Below are 25,785 nucleotides of genomic sequence, written 5' to 3'. Positions count from 1 at the left end.
CTCAAGCGGGCTTTTTGACCGGCTTCGGCTTGATCTGCAGCGCGGCGGCAAGCACGGCCTTCAGGCCGAGCGGACGGTATTGCTCGACGAGATTGGCCGCCGCTCGCGGACTGTTCTTGTCTGTTTTTGTAGCAGGCATTTCAAACTCTCCTCAGATGCTTTCCCTAAGCGGAAACGCTTCGCCTATATGTTCTCCACCAGAACGGCGTTCCCCATTGTGCCCCAGGAAACAGGCTTTAATGTGCAAGTGCTCAAAGCCCTGCGTCCCCGGACATCTGGCCTCTCCAGATAAGCCAAATCATGACAAAACAATGACGAACAATACAGTATCGCACCATAAGATGCTGGTGCGCAGCTGACCTCTTGACCGGAACGGATCGAAGCGCGATAAAGCTCCCCATGAAAACGGTTATCTGCATCCTCTGCCGGATTATTATTCGCTAGCCCCACCGCTGGCCTGGCCGTTTTCGTCTCCCGAAATTCAAGATGACAACGCGTTGGTCCAGCCGGGCGCCTGCGTGATTCGGTGATATGCGGAATGGGAGATTGGAATGGACGGACTGCCGGAACTGAAACTGTACAACACGCTGACGCGGGAAAAGGCGATCTTTGCGCCGATCGATCCCGATAATGTCCGCATGTATGTTTGCGGCCCCACGGTCTACGACTTTGCCCATATCGGCAATGCCCGCCCGGTCATCGTCTTTGACGTGCTCTACCGGCTGCTGCGTCATGTCTACGGGGAAAGTCATGTGACCTATGCCCGCAACATCACCGACGTCGACGACAAGATCAACGCGCGGGCGCTGCGGGATTTCCCGGACCTGCCGCTGAACGACGCCATCCGGGCGGTGACGGAAAAAACCGAGACGCAGTTTCTTGAGGATGCGAAGGCGCTCGGCTGCCTTGAGCCGGACGTGCAGCCACGCGCCACCGACAACATCGCCCAGATGATCGAAATCATCGAGACGCTGATTGCCAAGGGCCATGCCTATGCAGCCGAAGGCGAGGTGCTGTTCGATACACGCTCGATGGCGGACTACGGGCAATTGTCGAAGCGCAATCTCGATGAACAGCAGGCCGGTGCCCGTATCGCCGTCGATGCGCACAAGAAGAACCCGCAGGATTTCGTACTGTGGAAACTGTCGTCCGACAAGGAGCCCGGCTGGGAAAGCCCCTGGGGCAGGGGCCGTCCCGGCTGGCATATCGAATGCTCGGCGATGAGCCAGCGCTATCTCGGTGAGACCTTCGATATCCATGGCGGCGGGCTGGACCTGATCTTCCCGCACCATGAAAACGAGATCGCCCAGTCACGTTGCGCCCATGGCACGCAGGTGATGGCCAATGTCTGGATGCATAACGGCTTCGTGCAGGTCGAAGGCCGCAAGATGTCGAAATCGGACGGCAATTTCGTCACCATCCATGATCTGCTGCATACCGAGACCTTTGGCGGCCGCAAATGGCCGGGCGAGGTGCTGCGCCTGGCCATGCTGATGACGCATTACCGCGAGCCGATCGATTTTTCGATGAAGCGGCTGGAGGAGGCGGAGCGCCTGCTGGCCAAGTGGCCTGCCGGAAAACCAGGCACTGCCACCCCGGATGCGTCCGTGCTCAACGCATTGGCTGATGATGTGAACACGGTGGCGGCGGTACAGGCCCTGCACGCTTTGGCCTCTGCCGCCAATGCCGATCCGGCCGTGCTGCCGGTCTTTGCCGCAAGTGCCGCTTTGCTCGGTGTTTTGCCGAAAGAGGCGGAGGTTGACGGCGCGGTTGCATCGGCGGTCGGCGCGCTGGTGGCGATGCGGCTCGAAATGCTGAAGGCCAAAAACTTTGCCGAGGCAGACAAGATCCGCGACGATCTCGCCGCCAAGGGCATCCAGTTGAAGGACGGCAAGGATGCTCAGACGGGGGAACGGATCACGATTTGGGAGGTCAAGCGATAAACTTGTCTTTCTGACGATGCAGGCATATGCTTTGGCCTATGCTGAAGGAGGCTGTCATGAATGTGATCCAGGTTGACCAGGGACGCGAGGTAAAACTCTTTCGCAACGGCCGCAATCAGGCCGTCCGTATTCCCGTGGAATTCGAACTCCCGGGAAACGAGGCGATCATGCGCAAGGAAGGCGACCGGCTGATCATCGAGCCGAAAAAGAAAAGCGGCTTGCTGGAGTGGCTTCGTTCCATTGAACCCTGGGATGAGGAATTTCCGGATCTCGATGAAAAGCAGTTGCCGCTTGAGGATGTCGATCTGTGAGCGTTTGGCAGTACATGCTCGACACCAATATTGTGTCGCACATGATCCGCGTTCCCGAAGGCGAGGTCGTACGCCGCGCTGAAAGTGTTGGAAGCGACAGGCTTTGCATCAGCGCTCTCGTCGCGTCAGAACTTCGCTGTGGCGCCTTGAAGCGAGGATCGGAGCGCCTGTCATCGCTGGTGGAAAACATGCTGGAACGCCTTGATATCGTAGCATACGAACCCGCCGCTGCAGTGCACTATGCGGAGATTCGTGATCATCTTGCACGCAGCGGCAATCTCATTGGTCCCATGGATATTTTGATTGCTGCCCATGCCCGTGCATTGGATCTTATTTTAGTGACCGACAACACTCGCGAATTTTCGAGGGTCGAGGGTTTGAATATCGAAAACTGGCTGGCGGCGGAGGATCTTCAATGACCGTTCTCGTCCATACCGGTGGGTGCCAGTGCGGCGCCGTTCGCTTTCGCGTCGATGGCGAACTTGGGGATGCCTCCGTCTGTCATTGCCGCATGTGCCAGAAGGCTGCGGGAAATTTCTATTTGCCGCTGGTTTCCGTGCGTCAGGCAAAGCTTTCCTGGACGCGTGGCGAGCCGAAGCGCTTCCAGTCCTCCAACGCAGCGTCACGCGGCTTTTGCGGCGATTGCGGCACGCCGCTGACCTATGAAGCGCCGGATGGCGTGGCACTCACAATCGCCGCGTTCGACACGCCGGAAGGCATCGTTCCGAAAATCCAATGGGGCATCGAGGCAAAGTTGCCCTATGTCGATCACATCCCGCATTTGCCGGGCGAGGATACGATGGCCGATCAGGATGCGACATCGTTTCTCGCCAATCTCGCCTCCTACCAGCATCCGGATCATGATACGGCAGAATGGCCGCCGGAGGAGCGCGGATGAGCATCAGCCGCATCTATACTGGTGGCTGCCAGTGCGGCGCGGTGCGCTACCGGGCGGAAGGAACGCTTGGCGATCCGCATCTGTGCCATTGCCGCATGTGCCAGAAGGCGTCCGGCAATTATTTCATGCCGCTCGCCAATGCGCCGCGCGTCAATTTCAGCATCACCCGCGGCGCCCCGGGCTGGTTCCGCTCGTCGCATCTGGTCCGGCGCGGCTTTTGTTTCCTCTGCGGCACGCCGCTGTTTTACGATATGCCTGAGGCCGATTTCATCAATATCGTGCTCGGCTCGCTCGACGATCCCTATGATGTGCGGCCGTTGACCCAATCCGGCGTCGAATCGCGCGTGCCCTGGTTTTCGCATCTGCCGGGATTGCCTGGCACGGAGACCGACAACGGCAGTGAGCCGATCACTGAACGGCATATTGCCATTCTCGAATCGAACCGCCAGCATCCCGACTACGATACTGAACATTGGCCACCGGAGGACTGAGATGACCGAAACCACTCGAACCGGAGGCTGCCAGTGCGGTGCCGTTCGCTTCAAGATTCATGGCACGCTCGGCCGCCCGTCGATCTGCCATTGCCGCATGTGCCAGAAGGCGTTCGGCGGCTTCTTCGGCCCGCTTGTCACAGCGAAAGGCGAGACGGAATGGACGCGCGGTGAGCCGAGCTACTTCCAGTCTTCCGTCAACATTGCCCGCGGCTTTTGTGCCGCCTGCGGCACGCCTTTGACCTACAAACATCCGGGCGGACTGGAAATCGCCATCGGCGCCTTCGACGATCGCTCCGATCTCGCGCCGCAGATCCAGGTGAATTTTGCCGCCCGCAATGCCTGGGTTACGACGATCTTCGAGCAGCCGGTGCACGAGGATCCGAACTATTACATGCAGCAGGAGCAGGTCATCTCCTTCCAGCATCCGGACCACGATACCGAGGTCTGGCCGCAATTTCCGCACATCTCCTGACCGGCCGCTTTAAATCATCCCTGAAAGCAGACAGCATGACCGAAATTCTCCGCACGCTCTATCCTGAAATCGAGGCCTATGCCTTCGGCCATCTCGACGTTGGCGACGGCCACACGATCTATTGGGAAAAATCCGGAACGCCGGGCCCCAAGCCCGCCGTCTTCCTGCATGGCGGCCCCGGCGGCACGATCTCGCCGAACCATCGCCGCCTGTTTGATCCGAAGCTCTATGACGTGACACTGTTCGACCAGCGCGGTTGCGGCAAGTCCACCCCGCATGCGGAACTGGAAGCCAACACCACCTGGCATCTGGTTGCCGATATCGAGCGGCTGCGCGAAATGGCAGGCGTCGAGCAATGGCTGGTGTTCGGCGGCTCCTGGGGTTCGACACTGGCCTTGGCCTATGCGGAAAAACACCCGGAGCGTGTTTCCGAACTGGTCGTGCGCGGCATTTATACGCTGACCAAGGCCGAGCTCGACTGGTACTATCAGTTTGGCGTCTCGGAAATGTTCCCGGATAAATGGGAACGCTTCCTTGCGCCGATCCCGGAAAACGAACGCCACGAGATGATGCACGCCTATCACCGGCGGCTGACCAGTGGAGACCGGGCGACCCGTGTTGCCGCCGCCAAGGCGTGGAGCATCTGGGAAGGCGAAACCATCACGCTTTTGCCGGAACCATCGACCTCGACGCCGTTCGAGCAGGACGAATTCGCCCACGCCTTTGCCCGCATCGAAAACCATTTCTTCGTCAATGCCGGCTGGCTGGACGAAGGACAGCTGTTGCGTGACGCCCACAAGCTCCACGGCATCCCGGGCGTCATCGTCCACGGCCGCTACGACATGCCATGCCCGGCAAAATATGCGTGGGCTTTGCACAAGGCCTGGCCGGAGGCAGAGTTTCATCTGATCGAAGGGGCGGGTCACGCCTATTTCGAGCCGGGCATTCTGGACAGGCTGATCCGCACGACGGATGGGTTTGCGGGGAAGAAGTGATATGACTGCGTATGCCGCTTACACCCCCCTCTGTCACTCCGTGACATCTCCCCCTCAAGGGGGGAGATCGTTCTTTTCTCTTATTTCGGTTAGGGATGAGAAAAGCTTGCGGCCAATCTCCCCCCTTGAGGGGGAGATGTCGGCGTCGCCGACAGAGGGGGGTGCGGTTCGGCAAACTCCGAGTGTGTCAATGCTGGAAGCACGCCCATGACCCGCGAACGCATCCACCTCTTCGACACCACGCTGCGTGACGGCCAGCAGACGCCGGGCATCGATTTTTCCGTCGAGGACAAGATCGCCATCGCGGCGATGCTGGACGATTTCGGCATGGATTACGTCGAGGGCGGTTATCCCGGCGCCAACCCGACCGATACCGAATTCTTCAGCAAGAAGCGCACCAAGGCGGCCCGCTTCGTCGCCTTCGGCATGACCAAGCGTGCCGGCGTGTCCGCCTCCAACGATCCGGGGCTGACAAGCCTTTTGCAGGCTGAAAGCGACGCGATCTGTCTTGTCGCCAAGAGCTGGGACTATCATGTCCGCGTCGCGCTTGGATGTACCAACGAGGAAAACCTCGAATCGATCCAGTCCTCGGTCGAGGCCGTTGTCGAGACCGGCAAGGAGGCGATGATCGACTGCGAGCATTTCTTCGACGGCTACAAGGCCAACCCGGCCTATGCGCTCGCCTGTGCGAAAGCCGCCTATGATGCCGGAGCCCGCTGGGTCGTGCTCTGCGATACCAATGGCGGCACGCAGCCGCCGGAAATCCGCGATATCGTCACAGCCGTCATTGCCCATGGCGTGCCCGGCGCCAATCTCGGTATCCATGCGCATAACGACACCGGTCAGGCGGTCGCCAATTCGCTGGCAGCCGTCGAGGCAGGCGTGCGCCAGATCCAGGGCACGCTGAACGGCATCGGCGAGCGCTGCGGCAACGCCAATCTGGTGACGCTGATCCCGACGCTGGCGTTGAAGGAAACCTATACGAGCCGTTTCGAGACGGCGATCGATGCCGACCGGCTGCAGGAACTCACTCAGCTGTCGCATGCCTTCGACGAGCTGCTCAACCGCTCGCCCGACCACCAGATGCCCTATGTCGGCGCCTCCGCCTTTGCCACCAAGGCCGGCATCCATGCCTCGGCACTGCTGAAGGACCCGCGCACCTATGAGCACGTGACGCCGGAAAGCGTCGGCAACCTGCGCAAGGTCATGGTGTCGGACCAGGGCGGCAAGGCCAATTTCATCAACGCTTTGAAGCGGCGTGGCATCATCGTCTCCAAGGACGATCCGAAGCTCGACAAGCTGATTTCCATCGTCAAAGAAAACGAAGCGACCGGTTATGCCTATGAAGGCGCCGACGCCAGCTTCGCCATTCTCGCGCAAAGAATCCTTGGCTCGGTTCCGGATTTTTTCCATGTCGAAAGTTTCCGCGTCATGGTCGAGCGCCGCTTCGATGCCAACGGCCATCTGAAGACCGTCTCGGAAGCGGTGGTCAAGGTTTCGGTCGATGGTGAAGCAACCATGTCGGTCGCCGAAGGTCACGGGCCTGTCAACGCGCTCGATCTGGCGCTGCGCAAGGATCTTGGCAAATACCAGTCGGAGATCGAGGATCTGGAACTGGTGGACTACAAGGTCCGTATCCTCAACGGCGGCACCGAGGCCATCACCCGCGTCCTGATCGAATCCGTCGATGGCACCGGCGCCCGCTGGTGGACGGTCGGCGTTTCCGACAACATCATCGACGCATCGTTTCAGGCGCTGATGGATTCGATCGTGTTCAAGCTGCTGAAGAACCGCGATCAGACGGGGCTGGCGGCGGCGGAGTAAAAAACAAGATGGGGCGACCGGCCTTCCACAACATGTTACTATTGCTGGACCATGCGCCGGGCACCATGAGGAAGCAGAATGAGCGAAATCCACCGGATTACCATCGATCCTGAACAATGCGGCGCACGCCCGACCCTGCGAAACCTTCGTATCCGTGTCAAGGACGTGTTGGATTTGTTGGCAGCGGGCGCAAGCCCCGCCGAAATCCTTGAGGATTACCCCCTGCTTGAAATGGGCGATATCCAAGCGGCGCTGGAATATGCCGCCCGCCAAAGCGACCATCCCGTGCTGCATGTTGCGTGATGAGGTTTCTTGTCGATGCGCAGTTGCCTCCGGCCCTGGCGCGGTGGATCACGCTCAATGGGCATGATGCGGCGCATGTTGCTGACATAGGCATGCAGGCCGCTACCGATCGGCAGATATGGGACTACGCTTTGGCGGAAGACCGGGTCATCATAACGAAAGATGAGGATTTTGCCCAGCGCAAGGTTCTGGCGCATCACAGTCCAGCAATTGTCTGGATGAGATGGCGAAATACGCGCCGCCAGGAGCTTCTGACCCGGTTCGAAACAGCTTTACCGGCAGTCCTCGCCGCACTGGCGCGCGGCGAAACCTTGGTTGAGGTGATCTGACCACGCTGTCAGCCTCACCTCACAACACCAGCCGAAACTTCGCAAACCCATCGGCGCCATCGCCCGCATCCTCGATCTTCACGCTCTTCACGTCAGCAATCAGCCCGCGTGCCTTCGGACCGCTTTCGAACAGCGCCGTCGCACCCGCCACCGGCGCAAAACTCCAGTTGCCGTCAGCGGATGGATTGATCGTGCCCTCGGCGATGATGTAGCGGACGATGACATCGCGGTTGGTGTCGGGGGCGGCGAAGACCACCTTGTCGGAAGCGATTTCCGGGAATTTGCCGCCGCCGCCGGCGCGGTAATTGTTGGAGGCGACGACGAACTTCTGGGCGGGATCGATCGGCTTGCCGTCGAAGGACAGGTTCTGGATGCGGTTCGAGCCTGGGTTTACTGGCTTGCCGTCGGCATCGTATTTGGCCGGCTGCGACAGGTCGATCTGGTAGGTGACGCCGTCGATGATGTCGAAATTGTAGGAGGGGAATGTGGTGTTGAGCAGCGCCACGTCCTTGGCGCCGGGTGCGACGGTGTTGAACATGCCGGCCGACATTTCCAGCCAGTTTTTTACCTGCGCGCCGGTGATGACCACGGCCTGCACGGTATTCGGATAGAGATAGAGATCGGCGACGTTCTTGATGGCGATATCGCCGGTGGGCACATCGGTATAATAATCCGCGCCGCCGCGTCCGCCCGCCTTGAAGGGAGCGGCTGCCGAAAGCACCGGAAAGTCCTTGTACTCGGTATCCTTCAGCATGTCCTTGATGTACCAGGTCTGCGCATTGGAGACGATCTGCACGGAGGGGTCGTCGGCCACCAGCGCGAAATAGGAATAGAGCGGTGCTGTGGTCTTGCCGACCGGCGTGCGGATATAGGCGAGCGTCGCCTCATGCTCGGCGCTGGCGGCGGCGATGACATCGGCGCGGTCGGGAACATCGGCGACCACCTTCTTGTCCTCACGGTGATAGATCGGCCGCGCCTCGGTGGTGAAATCGACGATCTTCCAGTTGTTGCCGTCTTTCTCAAGCAGAAGGTCGATCAGGCCGAGATGCGAGCCCCAGAAACCGCCCATCACCGCAGGTTTGCCGAGCAGCGTGCCCTTGACCGGATCGACGCCTTCGATGCCGTCGAAACTCTTGGGACCGGGGAAGACGAGGTGCTGGTGGCCGGTAAACACAGCATCGATGCCCTCGACACCGGCCAGATACAGCGAGGCATTTTCCATGCGGTCGCTCTGGCCTGAGCCGTCGATACCGGAATGGGAAAGCGCGATTATGATATCGGCGCCTGCCTCCTTCATGACGGGGACCCAGGCCTTGGCGGTCTCGACGATATCGCGCGTCTGCGCCTTGCTCTCGAGGTTCTTGATGTCCCAAAGCATGATCTGTGGCGGCACGAAGCCGATGATGCCGATCTTCAGTTCGCTTGCGGCGCCCGAACCGTCGGTGATGGTTTTTTCGATGATCGTGTAGGGCTTGAAGAACAGCGTATCGTCTTTGGGATTGGCCGCGAGTTGCCCCTTGGTCAGGTTGGCGCAGACATACGGGAAATTGGCGCCGCCCAGCACCTTGAACATATAGTCGAGGCCATAGTTGAACTCATGGTTCCCCAGCGTTCCGGCCTCGTAGCCGAGCACATTCATTGCCTTGATGATCGGGTGGACGTCGCCATCCTTCATGCCGTGCTGATAGGCCATGTAGTCGCCCATCGGGTTTCCCTGCAGGAAATCGCCATTGTCGACGAGGAAGGAATTGCCGGCCTCGGCGCGGATGGCGTCGATGATCGAGGCGGTGCGGGCAAGGCCCAGCGTGTCGTTCGGCTTGTCGCCGTAATAGTCGTAAGGGAAGACATGGACGTGGATGTCGGTTGTTTCCATGATGCGCAGATGCGCCTGATTGGCGGCCGCGCGCGCTGCAAAGGGGTGCAGAAGGACGAGGGCAGAGGTGGCTGCGACACCGCTCAGCAGCGAGCGGCGGGTAATCGGGTGGAGCGCGAGGATGGATGACATCTAAAATTCCTTCGTCTGACCGGTCATTGCCTGGAGGGAACGTAAAGCGCCAGACTGTGAAATGCACCCCGTAAAATCTGGGTGTTTTGTCGATCCCGTAACAATTCTCTTACCGTCGATTGTGAGCTTTGCTGTAGCAAGGTTCACGGAAATGAATTGGTTGATCAACCGTCTTTGGAGTACGACGGCCAAAATGACTTAAGGCTGCCGCAGGGCAAGCCTCAACGGGATGAAACGCCATGTCTGACGAGAAACACGCACCCGCGGTGCAAAATGGCGATTCCCCCCGGGGATTTGCCTTCGCGCTGACAGCCTATCTTCTCTGGGGCTTCCTGCCGTTCTTCATGAAGGCGATTGCCCATATCCCGGCTTCCGAGGTCGTGGCGCACCGCATCGTCTGGTCGGTGCCGCTGGCCGGTGCCGTTCTCATCCTGCTTGGCCGCACGGATGATATAAAGGTCGCTCTGCGCACCCCACGCATGCTGAAGATGGCGATGCTGACGGCAGTGCTGATCACCATCAACTGGGGCATCTACGTCTGGGCAATCGGGGCAGGGCGGGCGCTGGAAACGGCGCTCGGCTATTATATCAACCCGCTGTTCTCGATCTTTCTTGGTGCGGTGCTTCTGAAGGAAAAACTCAATCCGGCGCAGATCGTCGCGATCGTTCTGGCCGCCATCGCCGTCGTCGTTCTGGCCTTTGACGCAGGCGGGCTACCTTGGGTCTCGATCAGCCTGGCACTGTCCTGGGGGCTCTACGCCTTTTTCCGCAAGACGCTGCCGGTCGGCCCCAATCAGGGCTTTTTCCTGGAGGTTTTGCTGCTCAGCGTTCCCGCCCTCGGCTATATCGCCTATCTGGAATTTACTGGTCAGGGACATTTCCTCGATACCGGCTGGGCCGACGTTGCCTGGCTGATGGCCTGTGGCGTCGTCACCGCGATCCCGCTGATGATCTACGCCAACGGTGCCAAGCTGCTTAAGCTCTCGACGATCGGCATCATGCAGTACATCGCCCCGACGATGATCTTCATCATCGCCGTCTTCGTCTTCCACGAGCCCTTCGGCACGTCGAAGCTGATTGCCTTCATTCTGATCTGGGCAGCACTGGCGGTCTATTCAACATCAATGATCATGGAAAGCCGCGCCCGCCGGGCGGCGGTGCCAAACCCGGCCGAATAGTCAAGCATGATTCGCTAGACTGCGCTGCAGGTCTGCGAAAACGATACACCTTCAATCAAAGTCCTATGCGCGGTTAGCGATCCTAAAAAGATCGCGCCGGGCTTATGCGTCGTCCGGCCATCCACGAGCGCCGTCGGCTGCTCGTGGATTGCGCGTAGCGACGTAATCGCCGATGCGGGCAAGCTCCAGGAGATAGCGCTTCGTCCATACGATCCGCACGGATTTTATGTCGGGCTGTATTTGTTGAGAACCGCTGCAATGTCTTCAGCCGTGGCAAAGTCGCCGCGATCGGCTTCCTCGATGCCGTCCTGTACGCCCTCGATCCACTTCTCCTGCCAGGCAAGGGAGCGGCCGTTCGAAAGTGCGCCCTCAATGATCTGCTGGCGCGTCAGGGCGGAACGGGCGGTCAGTTTGTCGATGCGGCGGCTGAGGTCTTCGGAAATACCGTTCTTATCGCTCATGGAAATCATCTTCCTCGCTCGACCAATATCCCCGGCAGGATACAACTCTGCGGCAGAGCGATCAACACCGCTGAAACGGGCCGGATGGCATTGTCAAATGCCGTTCCGGCCGTAGCGTCACAGCTTGGCGATGATCCCGTCGTCGCCGTCGCGGTCGACTTGGCTTGCCCAATGGGCCAGAAGGGCCGGGACGACCTCGTCGGCGGCATCGATGACCAGCGGCTGGACGAGATGGGCCGTGTGGATGAAGCCGCTGTCGGCCATATGGTGGATCAGCTTCATCAGCGGATCCCAGAAGCCGTTGATATTGACGAGCACGATCGGCTTGCGGTGGCGGCCAAGCTGCGCCCAGGTCATCACCTCGACGATTTCCTCCAGCGTGCCGATGCCGCCCGGCAGCGTCACGAAGGCATCCGAGCGCTCGAACATCTTGTGCTTGCGCTCATGCATGTCCGGCGTGACGATCAGTTCGCTGAGTTGTCCCAGCGAATGACGGGTGGCCTCCATATCCATCAGGAATTCTGGTATGATGCCGGTAACGCGGCCGCCATGCGAAAGAACGCCGCTTGCGACGGCCCCCATGATGCCTTTGGTTCCGCCGCCATAGACCAGGCGCAGGTGATTTTCGGCAATGGATTTGCCGAGACTCCGGCCGGCTTCCATGAAGGACGGATCGCGTCCGGGCTGTGAGCCGCAATAGACGCAGATGGATCGAATCGGGATATTTTTCTCACTCATGGGCCAAAGAGACATCGCGGGGCAGCATGCGTCAAGAAAAATGACGGGAAACAGGGCTTTCGGCCGGTCTGAACATACGGCGATGCTTGTGGAAAACCTCGGGAATCGTTAGCAATTTTTAAGCATGAGCTGACGTTATGGACTGGCTGATTCCGGTCAGCAGAAACAAGCGGAAAGCTGCGGGCATAAAGGCTTGGAAAAAGCTGTCCTTCTGCGCCCATGTCGGGCGCAGGCGGTTCCGGGCCATTTGGAGATTTTGCATGATGAAGAACAAGGCCGGCTGGGTGGCCCTTATCGTCCTGGCAATTGCGTCGCTGCTGATGATTTTCTTTGTCATGCCCAATATCAACGGCAGCAAGGACAAGGTCACGGCGCAAGCGCCGGCCGATGGTGTGGCCAAGCAACCCGACGCCAAGCTGGCCGACGTCAAGCCTGCGGACGCCAACAGCGCCGACGCAAAGGGCGCGCGGCCGACGGCTGGGAGCGAAACGGCGAATGTTCCGGCAACCGATGCCACAGGCGTAAAGCCAGCCGATCCGGCAGCCGCATGGACGGTGCCGGGCTTCGACGTTCTGCGCGTCGAGCCGGATGGATCGACGGTGATTGCCGGGCGGGCACAGCCCAATACCAAACTCGAGATCGTCAACGGCGAAACTGTGGTTGGAACTGCCGATGTCGGCGCCACCGGCGATTTCGCCGCGATCTTCGATAAGCCGCTTCCGGCCGGCGACTATCAGCTGACATTGCGCAGCGTCGGCGAAAACGGCGTCACCAAGTCTTCGGAAGAAGTCGCGACCGTTTCGATCCCGAAGGACAAGACCGGCGAACTGCTTGCCATGGTCTCGAAGCCCGGTGAAGCAAGCCGCATCATCACCAAACCGGTGACTGACGCGGCTACTGCTGCTGCCGGTCAGGTGGCGAAGGTTGAGCCAGCCCCGACCGCAGCAACAGCGACGGATATCTCCAAGCCAGCCGATACTGCTGTTTCCACGCAGACCCCGGCGACGGCTGATGCCGCCACAGCAACCGGCGACAAAGCGCTTGTCGCCGTCTCCGCAGTCGAAATCGAAGGCAAGAAGATTTTTGTTGCCGGCAATGCCAAGGCCGGTGCGCTGGTGCGCATCTATGCCGATGACACGCTGGTGGGGGAAACCAAGAGCGACGAACAGGGCCGCTTCGTCGTCGAGGGCACGATCGAGCTGACTGTCGGTAATCACACGATCCGTGCCGACATGATGGGTGCCGATGGCCGCAAGGTCGAGCTGCGTGCCGCCGTGCCATTCGATCGTCCGGTCGGCGATCAGGTGGCGGCTGTGGCCCAGGGGAACGCTCAGGGCTCTGTCGTCCCGTTCGATGGAGGCAGCTTCGATGGCTTGCGCCTGGAGGCGACCAAGGCGCTCAGCCTGCTGAAAGGCTTGTTTGCCGGTGGCAAGGTGCCAACGGCAGAAGAACTGGCGGCTGCCCGTTCGGCCACAGAAATTGCCCTGAAGTCGCTTGCCGATTTCAAGGTTGCCGATAATCTGGACGCCAATGTCAAGGAAATGGCGGCCAAGACCGCTACGGCCGCGACGGATGCGCTTGCCATGCTGAAGGCGCTTCCGAAGGATGCGGCCAGCGTGTCGTCATCGCTGGGCAAGATCGAGACTGCAGTCGGCTCGGCGCTGATGCCGCGCACCGATGGTACGGGTAACGATGCCGTTGCCAGCCAAACTGCGACGCCGGCACCCGCTCAAGAGAATGCTGCAGCTGTAAGCACGGCACCCGCTGAAAATGTCGATCCTGCAAAGCCTGCGACGGCGGAAACCGCACAGAAGCCTGCCGTAGAGTCAACCGCGCCTTCCGCGGAGTCAGGCACGCCTTCTACGGCAACCGGCAACGCCGCTGTAGCCACCGGCCAGGCTTCTGCCGAACCGGAAACCGTCCAGCAGGCGCCGTTGCAGCAGAGCAAGACCTCGGTGATCATCCGCCGTGGCGATACGCTCTGGCAGATCTCGCGGCGCGTCTATGGCGCCGGTGTGCGCTACACCACGATCTACCTTGCCAACGAGGATCAGATCACCGATCCCGACCGAATCCTGCCCGGCCAGATCTTCGGCGTGCCGGACAAGGCAATGTCTGAAACCGAATCGGAAGAGATGCACCGCAAGCATGTGAAGCATCTGCCCTGATCGCTTTTTGCCGCGGGCTCCATTGCCGCAGGTGCTTGTAAGACCTATCTGAAACATAGAGCGGCGCCTTGAGAAGGGCGTCGCTTTCAATTGGAAAATTGCGTTTGTATGCCTTTGCCGGATGCCCTTCATCCGGGCGACATCCATGGCATGCAATGACGGCTGTCTCTGACAGGGCAACCGGGGAACGAAGGCGAGACAAGACGTGGCGCAGAAGAAGACGGTATCGGCGGATTCAGGCAATCCGCTGCAGACGATCATCAATCTCTGGCCCTATATGTGGCCGAGTGACCGCGCCGACCTGAAGATGCGGGTCGTCTGGGCGACGGTCATTCTTTTGATCGCCAAGGTCGTGCTGCTGCTCGTGCCCTATTTCTTCAAATGGGCGACGGATGCGCTGAACGGCAAGACCGACATTGTCGGCGTCCTGCCGGTGGTCTTTACCGGCGCCGTCATGCTGGTGCTGGCCTATAATCTTGCCCGCCTGCTGCAGGCAGGGCTGAACCAGCTGCGCGATGCGCTGTTTGCCAGCGTCGGCCAGCATGCGGTGCGCCAGCTTGCCTACCGCACCTTCATCCACATGCATCAGCTGTCGCTGCGCTTCCATCTGGAGCGCCGCACCGGCGGCCTGTCGCGCATCATCGAGCGCGGCACCAAGGGCATCGAAACCATCGTCCGCTTCACCATCCTCAACACGGTGCCAACCCTCATCGAGTTCCTGATGACGGCGATCATTTTCTGGTGGGGCTATGGTTTCAGCTACCTGCTGGTCACTGCGGTGACGGTGGTCATCTATATCTGGTTCACCATCAAGGCCAGCGACTGGCGCATCGGCATCCGCCGCGCCATGAACGACAGCGACACCGACGCCAACACCAAGGCGATCGATTCGCTGCTCAACTTCGAGACCGTCAAATATTTCGGCAACGAAGAAATGGAAGCGAAGCGCTTCGACCAGTCGATGGAGCGCTACGAGCGCTCGGCGACGCAGGTCTGGACTTCGCTCGGCTGGCTGAACTTTGGTCAGGCGGTGATTTTCGGTGCCGGCACGGCAATCATGATGATGATGTCGGCGCTGGCCGTCCAGCGCGGCGAGCAGTCGCTCGGCGATTTCGTCTTCATCAACGCCATGCTGATGCAGCTGTCCATCCCGCTCAATTTTATCGGCTTCGTCTACCGCGAAATCCGTCAGGGCCTGACCGATATCGAGCAGATGTTCGACCTGCTCGAAGTGGAGGCCGAGGTCATCGACAGCCCGGATTCGGTGGAGCTGGCGATCGGCAAGGGCGCCATCGCTTTCAAGGACGTGCACTTCGCCTATGATCCGGCCCGGCCGATCCTCAAGGGTATCTCGTTCGAAGTGCCAGCCGGCAAGACCGTCGCGGTCGTCGGCCCCTCCGGTGCAGGCAAGTCGACCCTGTCCCGGCTGCTTTACCGGTTCTACGACGTGCAGGAAGGCTCAATCACCATCGATGGCCAGGATGTGCGCGATGTGAAGCAGAAGAGCCTGCGCGCCGTCATCGGCATGGTGCCGCAGGATACCGTTCTGTTCAACGACACCATCGCCTATAACATCCGCTACGGCCGAACCTCGGCCTCCCAGGCCGAAGTCGAGGCCGCCGCCGACATTGCCCAGATCGGCGGCTTCATCAAGAGCCTGCCGGAGGGCTATGGCGCCATGGTCGGCGAGCGCGGCCTGAAACTGTCGGGCGGCGAAAAACAGCGCGTGGCGATCGCCCGCACCGTTCTGAAAAGCCCTCCGATTCTCATACTCGACGAGGCGACTTCGGCGCTGGACACCCGCACCGAGCAGGAAATCCAGACGGCACTCGACATCGTTTCGCAGAACCGTACGACACTGGTCATCGCCCACCGGCTTTCCACCGTCATCCATGCAGACGAGATTATCGTCTTGAAGGACGGCGGCATCGCCGAACGCGGTACCCATGGCGAACTGATCGACCGCGACGGCCTCTACGCCTCGATGTGGAACCGTCAGCGCGAGGCGACGCAGGCCGAGGAGACTTTGAAGAAGGTGCGCGAGAGCGACGATCTCGGCGTTGTGGTGCGCGGTCCGGCTGCGGTTTGAAAGTCAGATCACAGTCGCCCTTTGATCGAAGGCTGCCTGCTATTGCCGCCGGCGAATACCGTAATCGCATTGCCCGACCCGTCGTTTCACTGTAGGTGCTGGGGCCAGGAAAATATGGAGACATGAGTTCATGAGCTTGATCAATACGGTGCGCAACACGCTGGTTCCGGTGCACAAGGAAGGATATCCCTTCATCGCCGGTTTCTTCGTCGTTTCGCTGGTTCTCGGCTTTCTCTGGGAGCCGCTGATGTGGATCGGCTTCATCCTGACGGCCTGGTGCGCCTATTTCTTCCGCGATCCCGAACGCATGACGCCGCTTGACGATGACCTCGTCATCAGCCCGGCCGATGGCCGCGTCTCGTCGATCGCGATGATGACGCCGCCGGAAGAGCTTGGGCTCGGTACGGTACCGATGCTGCGCATCACCGTGTTCATGAACGTCTTCAATTGCCATGTGAACCGTGCGCCCGTGCGGGGGACCATCCGCCGCATCGCCTATCGCGCGGGCAAATTCGTCAATGCGGAACTCGACAAGGCGAGCCACGAAAACGAGCGCAACGGCCTGGTCATCGATACCGCCCATGGCGAAATCGGCGTTGTCCAAATTGCCGGCCTCGTCGCCCGCCGCATCGTCTGCTGGTCCGTCCCCAACGACACGCTGCAGGCCGGCGAACGCTTCGGCCTCATCCGGTTCGGCTCGCGTCTTGATGTCTTCCTGCCGGAAGGCGCCGAGCCCCGCGTCAGCCTTGGCCAGACCGCCATTGCCGGCGAAACCGTTCTGGCGGAATTCGGCTCCGCCAAGGGACCCGTGATCAGCCGGCGCGGCTGATGGACGAGCCTTCAGCGAAACAGGAACAGATCATGGAAACACCCTTTCCGCCCTTTGAACCGCACGGCCCGAACGACGACGATGAAGCGCGCGGGCCGCGCCTGCGGGAAATTCCGCTGCGGATGCTCGTCCCCAATGTCATCACGGTGCTGGCCATCTGCGCCGGGCTTTCGGGCGTTCGCCTCGCCTTCGAAGGGCGCTTCGAGCTTGCGGTGGCCATGGTGCTGGTCGCAGCTTTCCTCGACGGTATCGACGGCCGTGTCGCCCGTCTCTTGAAGGCCACGTCGAAATTCGGCGTTCAGATGGATTCGCTGGCCGATATCGTCAATTTCGGCGTCGCTCCGGCTCTGGTTCTGTTCGCCTATGTGCTGGACGAAGCCCGATCGATCGGGTGGATCGCCGCGCTGATCTACGTCATCGCCGCCGGTCTGCGTCTTGCCCGCTTCAACGTCATGGCCGAGCGCGATATCAAGGCCAAGTGGCAATCGGAATACTTTGTCGGCGTACCGGCCCCGGCTGGCGCCATGCTGGTGCTGCTTCCGGTCTATCTCGGGCTGCTCGGTGTAGAGCCGGACCATGTTATGGGCCTGATATCCTCTGCCTACACGGTGCTGATCGCCTTCCTGCTCGTCAGCCGGCTGCCGGTCTGGTCGGGCAAGTCCGAAAACCGCGTTCGCCGCGATCTGGTTCTCCCCGTCATCCTGTTCGTCGTCCTTTATGTCGCGACGCTGATGAGCTTTACCTGGGAAACCATGGTCGTCACCGCCGTCGGCTACCTGCTGACATTGCCGTTCGGCGCACGCGCCTGGCACAAGAAATACGGCAGCAAGTGGCCTGGGCACCCTGATCTGTCAACGCCGGGGGAAGATGGCCTGCCATTGGACAAAAGTTTGTAAGCGGCTGTTTGGCTGGCGATCAGCGCTTGCAGCCTGACGAGGTGTTTCATGCTGTCCAGACGAGCGTCCTGTGGTTGCGGCCAGTTGCAGATAGAAGTGCACGGCGAGCCGCTGGGTGTTGGCGTCTGCCACTGCCTTGCCTGCCAGCGGCGAACAGGCAGTGTCTTTGCAGCACTGGCCGCATTTGCGGTGCCCTATACGGTTTTCGGAACGGCTAAGGATTATGTCCGGACGGGCGATCAGGGCGCCCGGTTCCGGTTTCGCTTCTGCCCTGTCTGTGGAACAAATCTGTTTCACACTGAAGAAGAGGTGGATCAAGTCTCGGTGGCTGTCGCGGTCGGCGGTTTCGCCGACCCGGATTTTCCGGCCCCGCAGGACTCGGTTTACACCTGTCGCAGGCACTCCTGGGTTCAGTTGCCGGCGGGCATCACCATTTTTGACAAAGATCCGGTCTGATCTGAAGGTCAGTCCGGCAGGCGGTAATCGACGATGCGGTTTTCGCGGACGATGAACAGCTTGCCGGTTTCCGTCTGATCCGGGCCGACCAGCGGCAGGAGCTTTGCCGCGACCTCGGACGGGTGCGGTACGGTCGAAGGATCTTCGCCCGGAATGGCCTGGGCGCGCATGGCCGTGCGGGTGGCACCCGGATCGACCGAGAGGATGCGCAGCGGCAGGCGCTGCGTTTCACCGGCCCAGGTGCGTGCCAGCGCCTCGACAGCGGCCTTGGAGGCGGAGTAGGGCCCCCAGAACGGCTTGCACTTGTGGGCGGCGCTTGAAGACAGGATCAGCGCTCGGCCGGCATCGGATTGCTGCAGCAACGGATCGACGGACCGTATCAGCCGCCAGGTGGCCGTGACGTTGACGGTCATGACCTTTTCGAACACCTTGGCCTCGACATGGCCGACGGGGGAGATGACGCCGAGAACGCCGGCATTGGCGACGAGAATGTCGAGCTTGCCCCAACGCTCGTTGATGGCGCCGCCGAGCTTGTCGATCGCGGCCATGTCGGCAAGGTCGAAGGGAACCAGTGTCGCGGGCAGTCCGCCAGCCGACTTGATCGCGTCGTCAAGGTCTTCCAGCCCGCCGACCGTGCGGGCGCAGGCGATCACCTGCGCGCCGGCCTTGGCCAGTTCAAGCGCTGTGAAATAGCCGATGCCGCGCGATGCGCCGGTGACCAAGGCTATGCGCCCCTTGAGATCGATCATGTCTGGGTGGCTCCGAATTCATTGATGCGGGCTTGCTGTGCCACACGTCCGGGTTCTGACGCAAGTCAGGAACCGAATGTTCAGGGCGGCAAGCGCTCTTCCTCAAGCCCTTTCGGGCTCAGGCGAGTGGTTCAGCCATTGCTCGCGAGCATCGACAATTTCGGGCTTGTCGTATCGCCGTTCTTGTCGAGAAGCCGCGTCGGATAGTCGCCGGTGAAATAGTGGTCGGTGAACTGCGGGCGGGCATTGTTGCGGTCTTCGCCGCCGACGGCGCGGTACAGCCCGTCGATCGTCAGGAATTCCAGCGAATCGGCACCGATGAACTTCGCCATCGCCTTGATGTCGGTGTACTGGTTGGCGAGCAGCTTGTCGGCATTCGGCGTGTCGATGCCGTAGAAGTCGGGATAGAAGATCATCGGGCTGGCAACGCGGATGTGCACTTCCGTTGCACCGGCATCGCGGATCATCTGAACGATCTTCAGCGACGTGGTGCCGCGCACGATCGAATCATCGACCAGCACGACGCGCTTGCCTTCGATCATGGCGCGATTTGCGGAGTGCTTCAGCTTGACGCCGAAGGCACGGATCGACTGTGTCGGCTCGATGAAGGTGCGCCCGACATAGTGGTTGCGGATGATGCCAAGTTCGAAAGGAATGCCGCTCGCCTGCGCATAACCGATCGCCGCGGGGGTGCCGCCGTCCGGAACGGGAACGACCACATCGGCCTCGACCGGCGATTCCTTGGCAAGGTTGATGCCCATGTTCTTGCGCGCCACATAGACGTTGCGGCCGCCGACCACCGAATCGGGGCGGGCGAAATAGACATATTCGAACAGGCAGAGCCGTTCCGGCTGCGGATTGACCGGCTTGCGCGCATCGATCTGGATCGAACCATCCGCCTGGATTTCGCAGATGATCACTTCGCCGTTTTCAACGTCGCGAATGTACTTTGCGCCGATGATGTCGAGTGCGCAGGTTTCCGAGCAGAAGATCGGCTTGCCGTCGAGCTCGCCCATCACCAGCGGCCGGATGCCGGTGGGGTCGCGGGCGGCGATCAGCTTGGTGCGGGTCATGGCCAGCATCGAATAGCCGCCTTCCATCTGCCGGATGGCATCGATGAAACGGTCGGCCGTGGAGGTATGACGCGAGCGGGCGATGAGATGGAGGACGACTTCGGTGTCGGATGTTGACTGACAGATGGCGCCGGTGGCGATGATCTGGCGGCGCATCGTCAGGCCGTTGGTGAAGTTGCCGTTATGGGCAATGGCGATGCCACCGACTTCAAGCTCGGCAAACAGTGGCTGCACGTTGCGCAGCGCCACTTCGCCCGTGGTCGAGTAGCGCGTGTGGCCGATCGAGATGGTGCCGGGCAGCTTTGCCAGGATCGCCGGGTCGGTATAGTGATCGCCGACAAGGCCCATGCGCTTTTCTGTGTGGAACTGCTTGCCGTCGAAAGTGACGATACCGGCGGCTTCCTGGCCGCGATGCTGCAGCGCGTGCAGCCCGAGCGCGGTGAGCGCCGCCGCATCCGGATGTCCCAGAATGCCGAACACACCGCATTCCTCATGCAGCGTATCGCCATCCATTTCATCGTGAATTTCCGCGGCTCGCAAATGGGTCATCGCTGTTGGCCTTTGTGTTAACGGCTGGAACGCGTTTGGCATATCGTATTGGGTCTCTACAGCGCCGCGCGTCATTCACGACGCGCAAAGGTCGCTGTAGCACTTTCAGTTTCCTGGATAATTCTCAAATCGGTTCCGATTTAAGAATTATTCAGTGGGCCTTCAAGCCAATAAGGCCTGAGGGTTTCACATATCATCATTGCAAAATGGACAGAGCCCGCAAAAGCGGGCCCTCATTCTATCGTTCGGCCTTAGCCGTTGGTCGCTGTACCGTTGGTGGTAGGCGTTTCTTCAGCCGGAGGCTGGGTGGTCGTGCCGCCGGTGCCTTCGCTCTCGCCTTCGCCGGTCGTATCCTTGCCGCGCAGGCGGTCGAGGATGGTGGCATCGGCATTTTCAGGCAGGAGCGCGATCAGCTTGCCGCCGAGATTGTCGAGCAGCGGTTTGGATTTGGCGGTCGTGACCCAGACCGGCTGCTGCTGCGGCGCCACCAGCCAGTTGAAAAACAGCATGGCGACGACGACGAGCAGGACGCCGCGTGCAGCGCCGAACAGGAAGCCGAGTGTCCGGTCCAGCGCCCCGATACGGCTGTCGATGATGAAATCGGCGATCCGCATGGTGATGAACGAGACGATGATCAGCGCAACCAGGAAGACGACGCCGGCCGAGCCGATCATCGCGACCGTATCGCTGCTGGTGTAGTTCTTGGCGTAGGGCAACAGGTACGGGTAGAGGAAATAGGCGGCAGCCGCGGCGCCGAGCCAGCTTGCGACCGACAGAACTTCCCGGGAGAAGCCGCGAACCATGGCCAGGATGGCCGAGAAAAGCGCGACGCCGAGAACGATACCGTCGAGAATTGTAATGGGCATATTGTCCTACTCCGAAACCGCCTTGAAGCGACCTCACGCTGATTGTCCGCGAACCATATATGATGACGCGAGAGGCGTCTTTCGATGGTCCATGATTGAACACTGTTTTCACCGGAATTCGCCATTTTTAAGCGGCGGCCTCCTCAATCATCATTGTCGGCCTGCTTCAGGGCTCCCTTCGAGCCGGCAATGCGCGCCACCAGATCCGGCAGGCTTTCCATCTCGGCCCAGCTCATGCCGCTGCCCTTGGGCAGGTCGGCGGAAGCAGCAGGCAGGACGGCCTGTGAAAAGCCGAGTTTTTCGGCTTCTTTAAGGCGCTGGGCGGTATGCGCAACCGGCCGGATGGCCCCGGACAGACTGACTTCGCCGAAATAGACGCAATCGGAGGGAAGGGCAAGACCGGCAAGCGAGGAAACCAATGCGGAAGCGACCGCAAGATCGGCTGCAGGCTCCGAAATCCGGTATCCGCCGGCAATATTCAGATAAACATCGTGCTGGCCGAGCCTGACGCCGCAATGAGCCTCAAGCACGGCAAGGATCATCGACAGCCGGGCCGAGTCCCAGCCCACGACGGCACGGCGCGGCGTCCCGAGCGATGTCGGCGCCACCAGCGCCTGCACCTCGACCAGCACCGGCCGCGTTCCCTCCATGCCGGCAAAGACCGCAGCACCCGGCGATTTCGAGTTGCGCTCGCCGAGAAACAGTTCCGACGGATTGGTGACTTCGCGCAGGCCCTTGTCGGACATTTCGAACACGCCGATCTCGTCGGTCGGGCCAAAGCGGTTCTTCACGGTCCGAAGGATGCGGTAATGATGGCCGCGGTCGCCCTCGAAATAGAGCACCGCATCGACCATATGCTCGACGACGCGCGGTCCGGCGATCTGACCGTCCTTGGTGACATGGCCGACCAGAACGATGGCTGCACCCGTCTGCTTGGCAAAGCGGATCATCGCCTGAACGCCGGTGCGCACCTGCGTCACCGTGCCGGGCGCCGAATCGGCAGTGTCGCTCCACAGCGTCTGGATCGAATCGATGATGGCAAGATCCGGCCGCTTGCCTTCGCCGAGCGTCGCCAGAATATCCTCGACATTGGTCTCGGCGGCCAGCAGCACCTCGGTATCGGCAGCCCCCAGCCGCTGCGCCCGCAACCGCACCTGCGCAACCGCCTCTTCGCCGGAAACATAGATGACCCGATGCCCCTGGCGAGACAGGGCGGCGGCTGCCTGCATCAGCACCGTCGACTTGCCAATGCCGGGATCGCCGCCGATCAGCACCGCCGAGCCGCGCACGAACCCCCCGCCGGTTGCCCGGTCAAGCTCGGAAATCCCCGTCATGATGCGCGGCGCGTCCTCGATCTCGCCAGACAACGTCGTCAGCGCCACGGGGCGGCCCTTCTTCGGCGTCCGGCCGGGGCCACCGCCGATGCCGCCCATCGGGTCTTCCTCGACGATCGTGTTCCACTGGTTGCAGCCTTCGCATTTCCCCACCCACCGGGCGTGAATGGTACCGCAGTTCTGGCAGATAAATTGTGTCCGGGCTTTCGCCATCAAATTTCGCTTTCGGGGAAGTTTTCAGAGGTAATGTCCTGGCGGCCATGGAGGATACGCAGGACCGTCATAGTAGAATTATCCGCAAGGAAGTAGATGCATCGATCCCGATACGGGAAGGCTCGGAGGCCGGGGATGAAGTCGCGCGCAACGCCTGTCAGGCCACTTTTGGCGATCCACTCCATCTTGACGTTGATCCGGCTGACGAAGCGTTTTGCACTTATAGGATCGATGAGCGCTATGTATTCATAGACGTCGCGAAGGTCGCGAAGCGCGCGCGGGGTTAATTTCAGTTTGCGCTGCCGCATCCCGTTCGCCCTCAGACATATTCATAATATAGCGTGTCAAATCGTCAGCGCTTTCGAATTCAATGACTCGTCCGGCTTCAACATCGTCGATGCCTTCTTGGATCAGCCGCCGGAATTCGGCGATTTTGCCTTCCTTGCTTCTTAGAAGCCGTAAGCCAGCATGAACAGCCTGATCAGCATCCCTGTAGACGCCAGCACGAACCTCTTCATCGATAAACGCGCGATCTTCATCACTCAATTGGATATCAGACATGATGATCTCCTTTTGTTCCAGTTTAGAACATCATTTTCCGGATTCCAAGCCGCAATCTCGAAAAGCTATTCGGCCTCGATATACGCACGCTCATACCGCTTCCCAAGGCTGGTCAGCATCTCGTAGCCGATCGTGCCGCCAGCACGGGCAACATCATCGACGGCGACATTGTTGCCGAACAGTTCGATATAGTCGCCGGGCCGGACGGCATTGTCGGCGAAGTCGGTGATGTCGAACAGGCTGAGGTCCATGGTGACGCGGCCGAGATGCGGCACTTGTCTGCCATGCAGGAAGCCGTAGGCGCCTGACGGTGTCGCCTGGCGCAGGGTGACGCCGCCGCCGGAGACCGAACGGTGATAGCCGTCGGCGTAGCCGATGGCGACGATCGCCACGCGGCTGTCGCGGGCAAACTGCGCCGAGCCGCCATAGCTTGCGGTCTCGCCGGTTCGAACACGGCGGATCTGCAGGATGCGTGCCTCGGCCGTCACCACCGGTTTCATCGGATTGGCCAAGCCGTTGACGGCTTCGCCGCCATAGGTGGCGATCCCCGGCCGGGTCATGTCGAAATGAAAATCGGACCCAAGATGAATGCCGGCCGAATTGGCAAGGCTTGATTCGATGCCTTCGAAAGCGGCAGTAACCGCCCGGAATGATTCGAGCTGTCTCCGGTTCAGCGGATGCGCCTGATCGTCGGCGCAGGCGAGATGGCTCATCACCAGAACGGGCGAGAAGCTTGCCGGGCGGGCAGGATCACCGGCCAGCGCCAGCGCTTCATCACGCGTCAGCCCCAGGCGGTTCATGCCGGTATCGACATGCAGCACGCAAGGGTGATCGCCGCGCTGCGACAGCACCGACATGAAGAAAGCCAGTTGTTCCTCGGAGTTGATGATCGGCACAAGGCCATTGTCGAAGAACAGCTGTTCGTTGCCAGGCCACATGCCGGCAAGAATGTGGATGCGTGCGTCCGGCACGATCGGGCGAAGCGCCACGCCTTCCTCGACGCTGGCGACGAAGAAATCCCGCGCACCGGCGGCGTAGAGCGTCCGTGCCGCCGGCTCGATGCCGATACCATAGGCGTTGGCTTTCATAACCGCTGCCGCCCGCGCCTTGCCGGACAGCCTGTCCATATGACGCCAATTGTCGGCAAGCGCACCGAGGTCGATGGTCAGGCGGTTGGATGCAGCCTCAAAGGCAGGATCGGCGAAAAGGGGAGTGTGCAAATTGGCCATGTCGAGAGAAATACAGCCAAGCGGCAGCGGCTGCAATCGCCTCCGTTGCCAATCCGCGAACGCTGTCGAAGAGGTCGCGGATTGTCGTTGCAGGCGGGAGGCCTCACCGTCTTTCAGCCAAGGGGCCGACTACATCAGAGACGATGTGATCAGCGGCTCAACTTCCATAAAGCCCTCGTAGATCATCTTCAGCGCGACGAAGAGGATGATGGCAAGGCCGAGATAGGAGACCCAGGGGAACCTGTGCAGCAGCTTGGCGATAAACGATGCGGCGATGCCCATCAGCGCCACCGATACCGCAAGCCCGAGAATGAGGATGTTCGGGTGCTCGCGCGCGGCACCGGCAACGGCCAGAACGTTGTCGAGCGACATGGAGACGTCGGCAATGACGATCTGCAGGGCCGCCTGTTTCAGCGTCTTGCGCGGCGCGCCGTTGCCGACGGTGCCACTCTTGTCCATGTCTTCGCCGGTCAGCGTTTCCAGGCCCTCGTTTTCTTCCTTCGCAGACGTCCGCAGCTCGCGCCACATCTTCCAGCAGACCCAGAGCAGCAGGATGCCGCCGACCAGGAGCAGGCCGAGGATCTGCAGCAGCTGGGTTGCGAGGAGGGCGAAGATGATGCGCAGGACTGTGGCAGCGGCGATGCCGATCAGGATGGCCTTGCCGCGCTGTTCCTTGGGAAGTCCGGCTGCCGCAAGACCGATAACGATGGCATTGTCGCCAGCCAGAACAAGGTCGATCGCAAGCACTTGCAGCAGCGCGATAAAAGCTTCCATGAACAGATTCCCCAGGCTGATGACAATAATCGCGGCAAAATGCCGCGA

At 60.7% G+C, this 25,785-nt stretch carries 28 protein-coding genes; 16 read left to right on the top strand and 12 right to left on the bottom strand.

Translation table 11 applies throughout. From position 1 onward, the window contains the following. Position 1: 1 nt before the first annotated feature. Positions 2-139: a hypothetical protein gene (locus tag ACP7E6_RS22220; RefSeq protein WP_426231888.1), complete on the bottom strand. Its 138-nt coding sequence runs from the start codon at positions 137-139 to the stop codon at positions 2-4. 412 nt (positions 140-551) lie between these two features. Between ACP7E6_RS22220 and cysS the strand changes: the two genes are divergently transcribed. The 10 genes from cysS to ACP7E6_RS22170 all read left to right on the top strand — a co-directional run bounded on the left by cysS (position 552) and on the right by ACP7E6_RS22170 (position 7,569). Further along, positions 552-1,943 carry a cysteine--tRNA ligase gene (gene cysS, locus ACP7E6_RS22215; protein ID WP_426231887.1) on the top strand — a complete coding sequence of 464 codons (1,392 nt, stop codon included), beginning with the start codon at positions 552-554 and terminating at the stop codon, positions 1,941-1,943. A 56-nt stretch (positions 1,944-1,999) separates the two neighbouring features. After that, positions 2,000-2,254 (top strand): antitoxin, encoded by a 255-nt coding sequence (locus ACP7E6_RS22210; RefSeq protein WP_426231886.1) that lies wholly within the window; start codon positions 2,000-2,002, stop codon positions 2,252-2,254. Then, entirely contained in the window at positions 2,251-2,673 is a 423-nt protein-coding gene (locus ACP7E6_RS22205) for a type II toxin-antitoxin system VapC family toxin (RefSeq protein WP_426231885.1), read from the top strand. Before ACP7E6_RS22210 ends, ACP7E6_RS22205 begins: the two co-directional genes overlap by 4 nt. Beyond that, the gene (locus ACP7E6_RS22200; RefSeq protein WP_426231884.1) at positions 2,670-3,152 is read left to right on the top strand and encodes a GFA family protein; all 483 of its coding nucleotides are present in this window, start codon (positions 2,670-2,672) and stop codon (positions 3,150-3,152) included. Before ACP7E6_RS22205 ends, ACP7E6_RS22200 begins: the two co-directional genes overlap by 4 nt. Beyond that, positions 3,149-3,643 carry a GFA family protein gene (locus tag ACP7E6_RS22195; RefSeq protein WP_426231883.1) on the top strand — a complete coding sequence of 165 codons (495 nt, stop codon included), beginning with the start codon at positions 3,149-3,151 and terminating at the stop codon, positions 3,641-3,643. Before ACP7E6_RS22200 ends, ACP7E6_RS22195 begins: the two co-directional genes overlap by 4 nt. A gap of 1 nt (position 3,644) precedes the next feature. Then, positions 3,645-4,118 carry a GFA family protein gene (locus tag ACP7E6_RS22190; RefSeq protein ID WP_426231882.1) on the top strand — a complete coding sequence of 158 codons (474 nt, stop codon included), beginning with the start codon at positions 3,645-3,647 and terminating at the stop codon, positions 4,116-4,118. A gap of 35 nt (positions 4,119-4,153) precedes the next feature. Continuing rightward, positions 4,154-5,113 (top strand): prolyl aminopeptidase, encoded by a 960-nt coding sequence (gene pip / locus ACP7E6_RS22185; RefSeq protein ID WP_426231881.1) that lies wholly within the window; start codon positions 4,154-4,156, stop codon positions 5,111-5,113. Between the two features lie 207 nt (positions 5,114-5,320). Continuing rightward, positions 5,321-6,937: a citramalate synthase gene (gene cimA / locus ACP7E6_RS22180; protein ID WP_426231880.1), complete on the top strand. Its 1,617-nt coding sequence runs from the start codon at positions 5,321-5,323 to the stop codon at positions 6,935-6,937. 78 nt (positions 6,938-7,015) lie between these two features. After that, entirely contained in the window at positions 7,016-7,240 is a 225-nt protein-coding gene (locus ACP7E6_RS22175) for a DUF433 domain-containing protein (RefSeq protein ID WP_426231879.1), read from the top strand. Further along, the gene (locus ACP7E6_RS22170; protein WP_426231878.1) at positions 7,240-7,569 is read left to right on the top strand and encodes a DUF5615 family PIN-like protein; all 330 of its coding nucleotides are present in this window, start codon (positions 7,240-7,242) and stop codon (positions 7,567-7,569) included. The genes ACP7E6_RS22175 and ACP7E6_RS22170 overlap by 1 nt, the downstream gene beginning before the upstream one ends. A gap of 19 nt (positions 7,570-7,588) precedes the next feature. Here the strand turns inward: ACP7E6_RS22170 and ACP7E6_RS22165 are convergent, their stop codons facing one another. Next, the gene (locus ACP7E6_RS22165; RefSeq protein WP_426231877.1) at positions 7,589-9,574 is read right to left on the bottom strand and encodes a bifunctional 2',3'-cyclic-nucleotide 2'-phosphodiesterase/3'-nucleotidase; all 1,986 of its coding nucleotides are present in this window, start codon (positions 9,572-9,574) and stop codon (positions 7,589-7,591) included. Positions 9,575-9,813: 239 nt separating this feature from the next. On the opposite strand from ACP7E6_RS22165, the gene rarD reads away from it, so the two are divergent. After that, a complete protein-coding gene (gene rarD / locus ACP7E6_RS22160; RefSeq protein ID WP_426231876.1) occupies positions 9,814-10,752 on the top strand; it encodes an EamA family transporter RarD in 939 nt (312 codons plus the stop codon). Between the two features lie 224 nt (positions 10,753-10,976). Here the strand turns inward: rarD and ACP7E6_RS22155 are convergent, their stop codons facing one another. Both ACP7E6_RS22155 and ACP7E6_RS22150 read right to left on the bottom strand, forming a co-directional pair. After that, positions 10,977-11,213, bottom strand: coding sequence for a transcriptional regulator (locus ACP7E6_RS22155; RefSeq protein ID WP_426231875.1), 237 nt, complete (start codon positions 11,211-11,213; stop codon positions 10,977-10,979). A 117-nt stretch (positions 11,214-11,330) separates the two neighbouring features. Beyond that, complete coding sequence (locus tag ACP7E6_RS22150; protein ID WP_426231874.1) at positions 11,331-11,951, bottom strand: TIGR00730 family Rossman fold protein; 621 nt, start codon at positions 11,949-11,951, stop codon at positions 11,331-11,333. A gap of 260 nt (positions 11,952-12,211) precedes the next feature. Between ACP7E6_RS22150 and ACP7E6_RS22145 the strand changes: the two genes are divergently transcribed. The 5 genes from ACP7E6_RS22145 (at position 12,212) to ACP7E6_RS22125 (ending at position 18,389) form a co-directional block, all read left to right on the top strand. Then, positions 12,212-14,119 (top strand): LysM peptidoglycan-binding domain-containing protein, encoded by a 1,908-nt coding sequence (locus ACP7E6_RS22145; protein WP_426231873.1) that lies wholly within the window; start codon positions 12,212-12,214, stop codon positions 14,117-14,119. A gap of 205 nt (positions 14,120-14,324) precedes the next feature. Next, a complete protein-coding gene (locus ACP7E6_RS22140; RefSeq protein ID WP_426231872.1) occupies positions 14,325-16,208 on the top strand; it encodes an ABCB family ABC transporter ATP-binding protein/permease in 1,884 nt (627 codons plus the stop codon). A gap of 130 nt (positions 16,209-16,338) precedes the next feature. Then, complete coding sequence (locus ACP7E6_RS22135) at positions 16,339-17,037, top strand: phosphatidylserine decarboxylase (protein ID WP_426231871.1); 699 nt, start codon at positions 16,339-16,341, stop codon at positions 17,035-17,037. A 32-nt stretch (positions 17,038-17,069) separates the two neighbouring features. Continuing rightward, positions 17,070-17,933: a CDP-diacylglycerol--serine O-phosphatidyltransferase gene (gene pssA / locus ACP7E6_RS22130; RefSeq protein WP_426231870.1), complete on the top strand. Its 864-nt coding sequence runs from the start codon at positions 17,070-17,072 to the stop codon at positions 17,931-17,933. A 48-nt stretch (positions 17,934-17,981) separates the two neighbouring features. Further along, a complete protein-coding gene (locus ACP7E6_RS22125) occupies positions 17,982-18,389 on the top strand; it encodes a GFA family protein (RefSeq protein WP_426231869.1) in 408 nt (135 codons plus the stop codon). Between the two features lie 8 nt (positions 18,390-18,397). Here ACP7E6_RS22125 and ACP7E6_RS22120 read toward each other — a convergent pair whose 3' ends face one another. From ACP7E6_RS22120 to ACP7E6_RS22085, 8 genes are all read right to left on the bottom strand, one after another. Next, complete coding sequence (locus ACP7E6_RS22120; protein ID WP_037107202.1) at positions 18,398-19,138, bottom strand: SDR family NAD(P)-dependent oxidoreductase; 741 nt, start codon at positions 19,136-19,138, stop codon at positions 18,398-18,400. A gap of 131 nt (positions 19,139-19,269) precedes the next feature. Next, positions 19,270-20,760 carry an amidophosphoribosyltransferase gene (gene purF / locus ACP7E6_RS22115; RefSeq protein ID WP_426231868.1) on the bottom strand — a complete coding sequence of 497 codons (1,491 nt, stop codon included), beginning with the start codon at positions 20,758-20,760 and terminating at the stop codon, positions 19,270-19,272. 251 nt (positions 20,761-21,011) lie between these two features. Further along, positions 21,012-21,626 carry a CvpA family protein gene (locus ACP7E6_RS22110; protein ID WP_426231867.1) on the bottom strand — a complete coding sequence of 205 codons (615 nt, stop codon included), beginning with the start codon at positions 21,624-21,626 and terminating at the stop codon, positions 21,012-21,014. 143 nt (positions 21,627-21,769) lie between these two features. Beyond that, the gene (gene radA / locus ACP7E6_RS22105; RefSeq protein WP_426231866.1) at positions 21,770-23,173 is read right to left on the bottom strand and encodes a DNA repair protein RadA; all 1,404 of its coding nucleotides are present in this window, start codon (positions 23,171-23,173) and stop codon (positions 21,770-21,772) included. After that, on the bottom strand, positions 23,173-23,481 hold the full coding sequence (locus tag ACP7E6_RS22100) for a type II toxin-antitoxin system RelE/ParE family toxin (RefSeq protein ID WP_426231865.1): 309 nt from the start codon (positions 23,479-23,481) through the stop codon (positions 23,173-23,175). The genes radA and ACP7E6_RS22100 overlap by 1 nt, the downstream gene beginning before the upstream one ends. Beyond that, complete coding sequence (locus ACP7E6_RS22095) at positions 23,420-23,734, bottom strand: type II toxin-antitoxin system ParD family antitoxin (RefSeq protein ID WP_426231864.1); 315 nt, start codon at positions 23,732-23,734, stop codon at positions 23,420-23,422. The genes ACP7E6_RS22100 and ACP7E6_RS22095 overlap by 62 nt, the downstream gene beginning before the upstream one ends. Positions 23,735-23,799: 65 nt before the next feature. After that, positions 23,800-24,963 (bottom strand): alanine racemase, encoded by a 1,164-nt coding sequence (alr, locus tag ACP7E6_RS22090; protein ID WP_426231951.1) that lies wholly within the window; start codon positions 24,961-24,963, stop codon positions 23,800-23,802. Positions 24,964-25,092: 129 nt separating this feature from the next. Then, entirely contained in the window at positions 25,093-25,737 is a 645-nt protein-coding gene (locus tag ACP7E6_RS22085) for a TerC family protein (protein WP_426231863.1), read from the bottom strand. Positions 25,738-25,785: the final 48 nt, after the last annotated feature.

Origin of the sequence: Pararhizobium sp. DWP3-4 (genome assembly GCF_049898205.1) — a bacterium.
In the GTDB taxonomy this organism is placed as follows: domain Bacteria; phylum Pseudomonadota; class Alphaproteobacteria; order Rhizobiales; family Rhizobiaceae; genus Pararhizobium.
Note: the sequence above shows the minus strand (reverse complement) of the source record. Positions and strands in the feature narration are given on the sequence as shown.